Genomic DNA, 9,508 nt, shown 5'->3' on the forward strand with positions numbered 1-9,508 from the left:
ATGCGTGAAATTCCCATCCAGTCTGCCGAGCCGCTATGGCGGCAGGCGATCTCCGGCGCCCAGATCCTCTTCGTCGCCTTCGGCGCGCTGGTGCTGGTGCCGCTGCTCACCGGACTGAACCCTTCCCTGGCGCTGCTCGGCGCCGGCGTCGGCACCCTGCTGTTCCAGCTCCTCACCGGGCGCCAGGTGCCGATCTTCCTCGGCTCGAGCTTCGCCTTCATCGCGCCGATCATCTTCAGCATCCAGACCTGGGGCATCCCGGCCACCATGGGCGCGCTCGCCTGCGTGTCGCTGATGTACTTCGTCTTCGCCGGGCTGGTGTGGAAGCACGGCGCCGAGATCGTGCACCGCTACATGCCGCCGGTGGTGGTGGGGCCGATCATCATGATCATCGGCCTGTCGCTTGCCGCGGTGGGCGTCAACATGGCGATGGGGCGCAGCGGCGACGGCAAGCTCGAGCTCGTGCCCTACGCCACCGCGCTCATGGTGGCGGGGATCTCGTTCGGCACCACCGTGCTGGTGGCCGTGTTCGCGCGCGGCTTCCTCAAGCTGGTGCCCATCCTGTGCGGCGTGGCGGCGGGCTACTTCGCGGCGATCCTGTTCGGCCTGGTGGATTTCGCCGCGGTGGGTGCGGCGCCCTGGTTCGTGCTGCCGCAGTTCGTCACGCCGAGCTTCGAGCTCGCGGCCATCCTGTTCATGTTGCCGGTGGCCCTGGCGCCGGCGATCGAGCACGTCGGCGACGTGCTCGCGATCGGTGGGGTGACCGGCAAAGACTATACCGAGAAGCCCGGCCTGCACCGCACCCTGGCCGGCGACGGCGCCGGCGTGCTGTTCGCCGGCCTGGTCGGCGGCCCCCCGATCACCACCTATTCCGAGGTCACCGGCGCGCTGACCCTGACCAAGAACTACAACCCGGCGATCATGACCTGGGCCGCGGTGTTCGCGGTGATCCTCGCCTTCTTCGGCAAGTTCAACGCGCTGCTGGCGTCGATCCCGGTGCCGGTGATGGGCGGCATCATGATGCTGATGTTCGGCTCGGTGGCGGCCGTCGGGCTGAACACCCTGATCAAGGCGCGTGTCGACCTGGAGGAGCCGCGCAACCTGGTGATCGTGTCTTCGGTGCTGGTGATGGGCATCGGCGGTCTGGCGCTGAACTTCGACGGCCTGACCCTGCAGGGCGTCAGCTTGTGCGCCGTCGTTGCGGTGGTGCTGAACCTGATCCTGCCGAACGCTCGAGCCGGCGCCTGAGCAGCGCGAGCAGGCCGCGCAGGAGCGGGACGGCGGTGGGCAGCAGCGCCGACAGTCGCCCGCCGCGCGCCTGGCGTACGAGCAGCCAGCCCACCCAGGCGCGCTTGGCGAGGCGCAGCGTGAGCCTTGGCTTCGCGGCGAGCACGACGATCAGCGCGACCGACAGCAGCGGGACCTTGTCCTTCGCCCACGCGAGCTGATCGCGCAGCGAGTCCACGCGGTCGAGCGCGCCGTCGATGCCGGCGAGGCGCTGCGTGATGTCGGCGCGCTGGGCCTCGGCGCGCAGTTGCAGCTTTTGCTTGCGCAGCGCGAGTTCGACTTGGCGGGGATCCATGCGCGGCACGCCTTCAGTCGGGTTTCTTCAAGGCCGCGCGGTCGCGGGCGAGCTCGGCCAGGCTGGCCGAGAACAGCTTCGTGCCGCTACGGAAGGCGCGCGCCGCGTTACTCGCCGCGAGCAGCCCGCCGCCGAGGCAGATCGCGGTGGAGATGCCGAGCGCGAGCAGGCGATGTTCGTCCCAGAACAGCACGGTCAGGAACACCATCAGAAACACCAGCCCGAAGCCGAGCAGCAGCCCCGCCAGCACCGTGTTGAGCGCAAGCCCGGTGAGGCGGAGCTTTTCTTCCTGAAGCTCGACCGCAAGCAGTTCCAGCCGCGTCTGCGCCGTCTGCAGTCCGGCATCGACGATGCCGTGCAGGCTTTCGGCGAGACGCGGTCTGGGCGGCCTGGGCTCGGTGCTCATCGAATCAGCGACGGCTGACCAGCAGGCCGAGCAGGAAGGCGACGCCGGCGGCGACGCCGACCGACTGCCAGGGGTTTTCGTGCACGTAGTCGTCGGTTGCGCGCACGGCCTTCTTGCCGGAGTCGACGATCGCGGCCTCGGCATCGGCCAGGCGGTCCTTGGCGACCGCGACGCGACCGTTGATGCGCGCGCGCAGATCATCGAGCTTGCCGCCCTGCTGGTCGGCGGTGAGCTTGAGGAGTTCCTCCGCGTCCGAAATCAGGGACTTGAGGTCGTCGACGATCTTGTCCTTGGAGGGCTGAAGGGTCGTTGCCATGGTGGTTCTCCTGTGAGTGGTCCGGGAAAAGTGGCCTGAAGAGCTTCGTGCCATGCCTGAAGCAAGCCTACCACGCGGGGCGTCCGGCCGCAATGAACGATGCGTAAGCGAGTGCTGAAGCCGCTGCAGGGGTATGCCGAATCGAAGCGCGATGTCCTGTTGCAGCGTGTTTTCGGCGGTGCGCCGGGTGCCGTTGCTTGGCAGAATCGGGGCATCTTTCGCGAACGTGCCTGGCGCCGACCGGAACGGCTGCGGATGAAGACGCTCCAAGGACAAGCTTCTCACCGACAAGGTTGCACCATGATCCGTAAATTCGCCCCGATCCTTTGCCTCGGCCTTTTGGCGACGACCGTCCACGCTGCCGAAGACATCGACACCGCGGCCTTGTTCTCGGCCTCGCTGACCGGGCTCGACGCTCAGCCGGTGGCCATGGAGCGCTTCCGCGGGCGGCCGCTCATCGTCAATTTCTGGGCGCGCTGGTGCGCGCCCTGTCGCGAAGAGATCCCCGAGCTCATCCGCCTGCGCGATGCGCAGGGCGCGGACGGGATCGAGGTGATCGGGGTTGCGCTCGAGAGCCAGGTCGAGGGCGTGCGCGTGTTCGCCACCGCCAACGACATGCGCTATCCGGTGGTGCTGGCGGCGAAGCAGGGCATCCCGCTGATGAAGGCGCTCGGCAACGCGGCGGGCGGCGTGCCCTACACGGTCTATATCGGCCGCGACGGCAAGGCGGTGGGCAGCAAGCTGGGGATCGTGCGCGCGGACGATCTCGCCGCGGCGACGAAGGTGCTGCTGAAGTGAGCGCGTGCGGGTGAATGCCCGCACTGCCGCGGCCAGGTTGCCGCAGTTCTCAGACACGGGCGGCGCCGGGCGCCATCGGCGCCCGGGCCGTGGGCTACTCGAAGCGCCCGGCGTCGAGCATCGACGGAAGGCCCGCGCCGACCTCGTCGAAACGCAGGACGCGCGCGCCCTTGTGCTCCTTCAGAAAGTCGGCCGCGTCCTCTCGACTGGCCAGGGGCACGAACTCGTGCCCCATCGGCCCCAGTACGTCCGAGCCCACGACGTACCACGCATTCCTCGCGTCGATGGCGGTCAGCCCGTAGTACTCGGTCACCGAAATGCGCTCGATCTGGTCGCGGCTGTGGCCGGCAGCGTACTTCGCCGGGTCGTGCCAGAACTTGAACAGGTCCTTGGCGCCGTCGAAGAAGTGGGCGTGACCGTCCTTGTAGACGATGGTCGCCACCCAGTTCGGATACTTCGACACCAGCATGCCGCACACCGGGCACAGATCCTTCGTGCCCGGCTTCGGCAGCTCGGCGGCCGGCGCCTGCGCGAGCGCGAACCCCGTCCAGGCTGCGAAAACGAAAGCGAGCAGGGTCTTCATCCTTTGTTGTGCTGCTCCATCATCTTTTGTCGACGCTCGGCGCGGTTCTTGCGGATGCGGGTGACGTCGGCCGACATGTCGGTGTAGGCGGCCAGCAGCGCGCCGTCGAAGTCGGTGAGCTCGCCGCCGTTCGCCGCCTGCGAGACCTTGGCGGCCTCGGCGCTGCCGTAGGCGACCTTGCTGCGCGCGGTCATCACGCCGGCCAACTTGCTGCCGACCAGAAAGCTGGCCTTCTCGACTTCGACCAGCGGCCTGGTATCGCCTTCGGCTGCGTTGTCGCCCACCCACAGCGCCTTGGGGTCGCGATCGATGTTCAGCGCCAGGCTGATCGCCGCGCAATGCAGCGAACAGGTGCCGTCGGCGAGGTCGTCGGCGTAGTGCACGACCATGCGCGAGTGGTGGAACTGTTTGCGATCCATGCCGCAATACGGGCATTTGGGATGCTTGGCGAGGTCATCGACCTGCGGCTGCGGATCGGCTGCGGTCTTGGGGATGAACTGCGCCGGGGTGCCGTCGCCGGTGCAGCCGGACTGCGCGGCGGCCTTGCCGGCGGTGGCCATTCCGATGCTGGCGAGGACGGACATCTTGAGGGCTTCTCTGCGATCCATGGTCTGCTCCTTCGGGGTGGTGCCGGCGCGTGCCGGCAGGGTTCGATTCGAATCGGGCTGCGCCTGCGGCAGGCGCTGCGACCCGGGGCCGGGTCATCGCGTCTCCGGCAGGATGCGATCGAGCTGGATGGCCAGCAGCCTGTCGTCGAGTTCGCCGATGACCTTGCCGCTGATCAGCCCGTTGCGATCGACGAAGATGGTCATCGGCAGGCCTTTCACGCCGTAATCGCGGGTGATGCGCGCGCCGGGGTCGAGCACGGCCGAGTAACCGACGCCGAGGCGCTCGATGAAGGCGGCGGCGGTGGCGCGGTCCTGGGCGACGTTGACCGCCAGCACGCTCAGTCCGCTCGCCGCGTGTTCGCGCCAGGCACGGTCGATCCGCGTCATGCTGTTGGCGCAGTAGCGGCACCAGTCGGCCCAGAAATCGATGATCACCGGCTTGTCGGCAAAGTCTTCCGGGAACCGGCGTACGCCGCCGTCCAGGCCCATTGCCTCGAAGGCGGGGGCAGCGATGCCGCGCGCCGGGCCGGCGTCGGATCCGCCCCGGCCGCAGGCGGCGAGCAGGGTGCAGGCAAGGACGAGCAGCAGGTTCTTCATCGGCAGTGGCCTCAGTCGAGCAGGATCAGGTTGGAGCGCAGCACCATCACGCTCGCCACCAGCATGAAGAGCACAAAGCCCGCCGCGGCGATGCCGGCCAGGCGTGCGCTGGCCTGCGGGGCGAGGGTGGCGAGGCTGGGGCGGCCGCCGAACATCCTCAGCACCCCGGCCGCCAGCCCGGCCGCGGCGGCGGCGAACAGCGGGATGTAGAGCAGGTAGCCCTGGTAGCCGTATTCGGGTTTCAGGATGCAGAACGGGCAGTGGTGATGGGGATGCTCGTAGATGTAAAGCGACACGAAGGCGACCACCCCGGCGAGCGCGGCGAAGAAGGCGGCGACCGAGGCCGTGCCGACCGCGAGCCCGCTCCACAACCTGTGCCCGCCGCTCTTCCAGTGCCAGGCAGCGAGCAGGATCGCGCCGCCCAGCGTGGCGTAGAAGACGCTCATCGCCCGTGCCGGCGCCAGCGCGCTGACCTCGCTCGCGACCGTGTCGGCCTCTTCCGAGAACAGGCTGCCGCAGCACGAGGTGATGACGTCCGCCTCGAGGCGGATGAAGTAGTTGAACTGCAGGTACAGCACCGCCGCGGCGAGCGGCGCGTAGGCGAGCAGCAGGCGGTACTTGATGCGGGTGAGCGGATAGTCGCGCGCCTGGTTGTCGAGGCGGTTGATCGCCAGCCACGTCGCCGCGAAGAAGAACGCCACGAGCTGTGCGTATAGCGCCGGAAAGCCGTACGCGTTGGCGTTGAGCGTGCCGACGGCGCACATCGCGCCGACGAACATCACCGACATCCTGTCGGCGTTGAACACGAACAGCAGCGTCGACAGCACCTGCAGCCCGCACACCAGCGCCACCATCATCGAGAACAGGTAGGTCAGGCGCTCGAGCCGCAACTGGCGCTCGCTGCCGCTGCCGAGGTCCCAGTGGCGAATCAGCTGCACCGCGAAGGGCGAGGCGGTCGCCAGCATGGCCAGGCTAAGGCCGGCGGCGAGCAGCAGGGCGATGATGGCGGGCTGGAAGATCATGGCCAGGCCTTGCGCGTGTCGACGACCTCGATGAGCCGGCCGTCGCGCAGCGAATACACCCGGTCGACGACCTCGGACTCGACCACCAGCGGGTCGTGGCTGGTGAGGATCACCGTGCGCCCGGCCTCGGCGAGGCGGCGCAGGATGGCGAGGAATTCGGCCGAGAGCGTGCTGTCGAGGTTGGCGGTGGGTTCGTCGGCGACCAGGACCTCGGGGTCGTTGATGAGCGCACGGCAGATCGCCACGCGCTGCTGCTCGCCCCCGGAGAGCCACTCCACCTTGGCGTCGCGGCGGTGCGCGAGCTGCAGGTCGGCGAGCAGGGCCTCGGCGCGCGCCAGCAACTGCGCGCGCGGCGTGCCGCCGGGGTAGCCGGGCAGGATGATGTTCTCGACCGCCGACAGGCCGCGGATCAGGTTGAACTGCTGGAAGATGAAGCCGAAGGTGCGGCGGCGGATCTCGGTCAGGAAGCGCTCGGGCAGGCCGGAGATGTCCTCGCCGTTCAGGCGCACGCGGCCCTCGGTGGGGCGGGCGAGGCAGCCGAGGATGGTCAGCAGCGTGGTCTTGCCCGAGCCCGAGGGGCCCTTGAGCACGCTCACCCGCGCCGGCGGGATCTCCAGGTCGATGCCCTTGAGCGCCCAGTATTCGTTGTGCTGGCCCTGGTTGAACACCTTGCGGATGTTGGCGAGTTCGAGCATCGCGTCAGCTCCGCATCACGGTGTCGGGGTCGGTGGTCGCCGCGCGCCAGATCGGCACCAGGGTGGCCGCGGTGTAGGGCAGCACGGTGAACACGAACAGCGTGGCCACCTGCAGGCCGTCGATCTGCGGCGTGAGCGCGAAGCTCGGGTACAGCACCGCCCAGCCTTCGAGCACCGGTGCAAACAGGGTGAACTCGAAGTGGAACACATGCACGTAGGCGGCGACGTAGCCGACCAGGAAGGCGAACAGCGAGACCAGGAAGCCTTCCCAGAACTTCATCGCGATCACGTCGCCGGTCTCCCAGCCGATCGCCTTGAGGATGCCGATCTCGCGCTTTTCTTCCGCCGACAGGCCGGCAGCCTTCTCCCAGGCAAAGATGCCGAAGGCGAGGATGGCGGCCGACAGCAGCGCCAGCATCATGCCCTCGCGCCAGTCGAAGATCGACGCATAGGTGCGCAGCACCTCCTCGCGCAGGATCGGGCGCGAGTCGGGCAGGGTGCCGAGCAGCTTGACACCGACGTTGCGCACCTCGAGCGGGTTGGCCACCCACAGCGCGATGTCGGTGTAGTGGCCGTCCGGATAGGCGAAGAAGTGGCGGAAGTCGGCCTCGTTCATCAGCACCAGGTCGGCGCTGACCAGTTCGGACTCGTGCGCCAGCACTGCGGCGACGATGAAGGTGTGCAACTCGCCGGAATATGCGCGGAAGGAGATGCCGTTGCCCGCCGACAGCCCGCGCGTGCGCTCCAGCGCCGGGCCGACGACGATCTCGCCCGGGACGATCTCGCGATCGGCCGGAACCATGAAGGTGTAGTTGGCCTTCAGCACGCTGTCGTAGTAGTAGCCCCACAGCCGGCCCTCGATCTTCTGCACGCCGCGGATGCGGCCGATCCGCTCGATGTAGCCCGGCGGCACCAGGTCGTGGCGGCCGGCGATGAGGCGCTGCAGCACGATCTCCGGCGCGCCGGCCAGCACCCGCGTGGCCTCGTTGCGCAGCGCGTGGGTGTACAGCGCCACCGAGGCGAGCACGAACACGAGCAGCGTATAGACGAACAGCAGCCCGAGGCTCTTGCCCTTGCGCCGCGCGAGCGACTGCGCGGTGAAGTCAATCAGGTGACGCTGCCTTTCGATCCAGGGTTTCATGGTGGTCCAGCAGCAGGCGTGGTGGCGGCAGCAGCGAGCCCGAGGGGAAGTGCTCCAGCGCCATCGGGTGGTCCTGGAAGGCGGAGTGCAGGTCGGCCTGGCTCAGGTGGCGGGTGTAGCGTGCCTCGGTGAACAGCACCACGTCGGACAGGCGCAAGCCGGTGACGAGTTCCGTTGTGCGCTGCAGTGCCGCCTCGCGTGCGCTGCGCTGCCTGGCGGCGTCGGCGAAGGTTGCCGCAAACAGCACGCCGGCGAGCAGCGTGGCGGCGAGGACGCGGTCGGAGGGGCGCTCCAAGGGCATGCCAAGGTCCCCGCTACTTGCCGCGCGCCAGGGTCTTCCGGCGCATTTCCTCGTAGCTCAGGCTGTGCGCATCGGCTGCGGGCGCTGCGCTGGCAGCGAGGTCGTAGCGCATCGGCGAGCGCTTGACGATGTAGCGGGCCTGGCGCGGATCCAGCCAGGTGACCGCCTTGACGCTCGGACTCTCCCAGGCCGCCACCCACATGCGGGTGGACACGTCGTCCATCCACGGAAAGCGCGTGCGCTGCTCTTCGAGCCAGAAGACCAGGCAGCCGACATCGTCGAACGTGAAGGTATTGTCCCTCGGCCCCCCGCGCAGTTGCGCGGCGAAGCGGTGGTCGGCGATGCGCATGTTGCAGCGCACGCAGGCATCGCGATCCCAGGCGATGGGCTTCATGCCCTCGGGCCACACGTCTCCCGAGCAGGCCGCCAGCGGCGTCAGCAGCAGGCCGCCGGTGCCGAGGCGGGCGATGAAGCGACGTCTGTCAGGGTTGTACATGGGGTTCGTCTCCGACCGCTCGAGGATCTCCCGTGGGGGCGCTCGCCCGGGGCGGGCGCCGGTTCGAATGCCTGGATGATAGCGCCGGCGCGTGGCCCCCGGGCCGCATGGCCCCGGAGGAGGGCAGGGGTGCGACCGCGTGTCGCACCCCACGGGGCTACAGCGTCCAGTCGTAATCCACCGTCAGCGGCGCGTGGTCCGAGAAGCGCTGCGCCTTGTAGACCTCCGCCGCCTGGGCGCTGGCAGCCAGTCCCGGGGTGGCGACCTGGTAGTCCAGCCGCCATCCCACGTTCTTCGCCCACGCCTGGCCGCGGTTCGACCACCACGTGTAGCAGTCCGCGGTGGCCTCCGGGTGCAGGCGGCGATAGACGTCGATCCAGCCCTGTTCGTCGAACAGGCGGCTCAACCACGCGCGCTCTTCGGGCAGGAAGCCGGAGTTCTTCTGGTTCGACTTCCAGTTCTTCAGGTCGGCCTCGCGGTGGGCGATGTTCCAGTCGCCGCACACCACGACCTCCTGTCCGCTCTGGAAGAGCTGGTCCATGTGCGGCAGGAAGCGGTCCATGAAGTCGAACTTGACCTGCTGGCGCTCCGCCGAGCTCGAGCCCGAGGGCAGGTAGAGCGAAACCACCGAGAGCTTGCCGAAGTCGAGCTGCAGGAAGCGGCCCTCGGCGTCGATCGCGGGGATGCCGAGGCCCTCGACGACGCGGTCCGGCGCGTGCCGGCTGTAGATGCCGACGCCGCTGTAGCCCTTCTTCTCGGCGGCGTGGAACCAGCCCTGCATGCCCGCGGGCGCGCGCATCTCGGGGCGCAGGTCGGCGTCCTGCGCCTTGAGTTCCTGCACGCACAGGAAGTCGGCCTGCTGCGCGGGCAGCCAGTCGAGCAGGCCCTTGGTGCAGGCCGAGCGGATGCCGTTGAGGTTCAGGGTGATGATGCGTAACATCGGCGGTTTCCAGTTTCGCTGCC

General features: G+C 68.6%; 14 protein-coding genes. 2 read left to right on the plus strand and 12 right to left on the minus strand.

Annotated features, from left to right (window positions below; translation table 11 throughout):
* The gene (locus tag ACZ5PP_RS15435) at positions 1–1,248 is read left to right on the plus strand and encodes a uracil-xanthine permease family protein (RefSeq protein WP_464826220.1); all 1,248 of its coding nucleotides are present in this window, start codon (positions 1–3) and stop codon (positions 1,246–1,248) included.
* Here ACZ5PP_RS15435 and ACZ5PP_RS15440 read toward each other — a convergent pair.
* The 3 genes from ACZ5PP_RS15440 to ACZ5PP_RS15450 are packed head-to-tail and all read right to left on the minus strand — an operon-like array spanning position 1,181 to position 2,304.
* Positions 1,181–1,582: a YqjK-like family protein gene (locus ACZ5PP_RS15440; RefSeq protein WP_043744052.1), complete on the minus strand. Its 402-nt coding sequence runs from the start codon at positions 1,580–1,582 to the stop codon at positions 1,181–1,183. The two genes, ACZ5PP_RS15435 and ACZ5PP_RS15440, sit on opposite strands and share 68 nt — an antisense overlap.
* A gap of 13 nt (positions 1,583–1,595) precedes the next feature.
* Complete coding sequence (locus ACZ5PP_RS15445; protein WP_004305174.1) at positions 1,596–1,988, minus strand: phage holin family protein; 393 nt, start codon at positions 1,986–1,988, stop codon at positions 1,596–1,598.
* 4 nt (positions 1,989–1,992) lie between these two features.
* A complete protein-coding gene (locus tag ACZ5PP_RS15450; protein ID WP_004305172.1) occupies positions 1,993–2,304 on the minus strand; it encodes an ElaB/YgaM/YqjD family protein in 312 nt (103 codons plus the stop codon).
* A 111-nt stretch (positions 2,305–2,415) separates the two neighbouring features.
* Here ACZ5PP_RS15450 and ACZ5PP_RS15455 point away from each other — a divergent pair, with 111 nt between their 5' ends.
* Entirely contained in the window at positions 2,416–3,102 is a 687-nt protein-coding gene (locus ACZ5PP_RS15455; protein WP_231570705.1) for a TlpA family protein disulfide reductase, read from the plus strand.
* Positions 3,103–3,196: 94 nt separating this feature from the next.
* Here the strand turns inward: ACZ5PP_RS15455 and ACZ5PP_RS15460 are convergent, their stop codons facing one another.
* From ACZ5PP_RS15460 to ACZ5PP_RS15500, 9 genes are all read right to left on the minus strand, one after another.
* Positions 3,197–3,685 (minus strand): nitrous oxide reductase accessory protein NosL, encoded by a 489-nt coding sequence (locus ACZ5PP_RS15460; protein WP_004305169.1) that lies wholly within the window; start codon positions 3,683–3,685, stop codon positions 3,197–3,199.
* Complete coding sequence (locus ACZ5PP_RS15465) at positions 3,682–4,293, minus strand: nitrous oxide reductase accessory protein NosL (protein WP_043744055.1); 612 nt, start codon at positions 4,291–4,293, stop codon at positions 3,682–3,684. Before ACZ5PP_RS15465 ends, ACZ5PP_RS15460 begins: the two co-directional genes overlap by 4 nt.
* A 93-nt stretch (positions 4,294–4,386) precedes the next feature.
* Positions 4,387–4,890 (minus strand): TlpA family protein disulfide reductase, encoded by a 504-nt coding sequence (locus ACZ5PP_RS15470; protein ID WP_004305165.1) that lies wholly within the window; start codon positions 4,888–4,890, stop codon positions 4,387–4,389.
* Between the two features lie 11 nt (positions 4,891–4,901).
* Complete coding sequence (locus ACZ5PP_RS15475) at positions 4,902–5,912, minus strand: hypothetical protein (RefSeq protein ID WP_043744058.1); 1,011 nt, start codon at positions 5,910–5,912, stop codon at positions 4,902–4,904.
* Complete coding sequence (locus ACZ5PP_RS15480; RefSeq protein WP_043744061.1) at positions 5,909–6,607, minus strand: ABC transporter ATP-binding protein; 699 nt, start codon at positions 6,605–6,607, stop codon at positions 5,909–5,911. Before ACZ5PP_RS15480 ends, ACZ5PP_RS15475 begins: the two co-directional genes overlap by 4 nt.
* A gap of 4 nt (positions 6,608–6,611) precedes the next feature.
* Entirely contained in the window at positions 6,612–7,748 is a 1,137-nt protein-coding gene (locus ACZ5PP_RS15485; RefSeq protein ID WP_464826221.1) for an ABC transporter permease, read from the minus strand.
* Positions 7,711–8,049, minus strand: a complete 339-nt coding sequence (locus tag ACZ5PP_RS15490; RefSeq protein ID WP_004305157.1) for a hypothetical protein — start codon at positions 8,047–8,049, stop codon at positions 7,711–7,713. Before ACZ5PP_RS15490 ends, ACZ5PP_RS15485 begins: the two co-directional genes overlap by 38 nt.
* Positions 8,050–8,062: 13 nt before the next feature.
* Positions 8,063–8,545 carry a hypothetical protein gene (locus ACZ5PP_RS15495; RefSeq protein WP_464826222.1) on the minus strand — a complete coding sequence of 161 codons (483 nt, stop codon included), beginning with the start codon at positions 8,543–8,545 and terminating at the stop codon, positions 8,063–8,065.
* A 157-nt stretch (positions 8,546–8,702) separates the two neighbouring features.
* The gene (locus tag ACZ5PP_RS15500; RefSeq protein WP_043744067.1) at positions 8,703–9,485 is read right to left on the minus strand and encodes an exodeoxyribonuclease III; all 783 of its coding nucleotides are present in this window, start codon (positions 9,483–9,485) and stop codon (positions 8,703–8,705) included.
* Between the last annotated feature and the right edge of the window lie 23 nt (positions 9,486–9,508).

It is taken from the genome of Thauera sp. DNT-1, assembly GCF_055393985.1.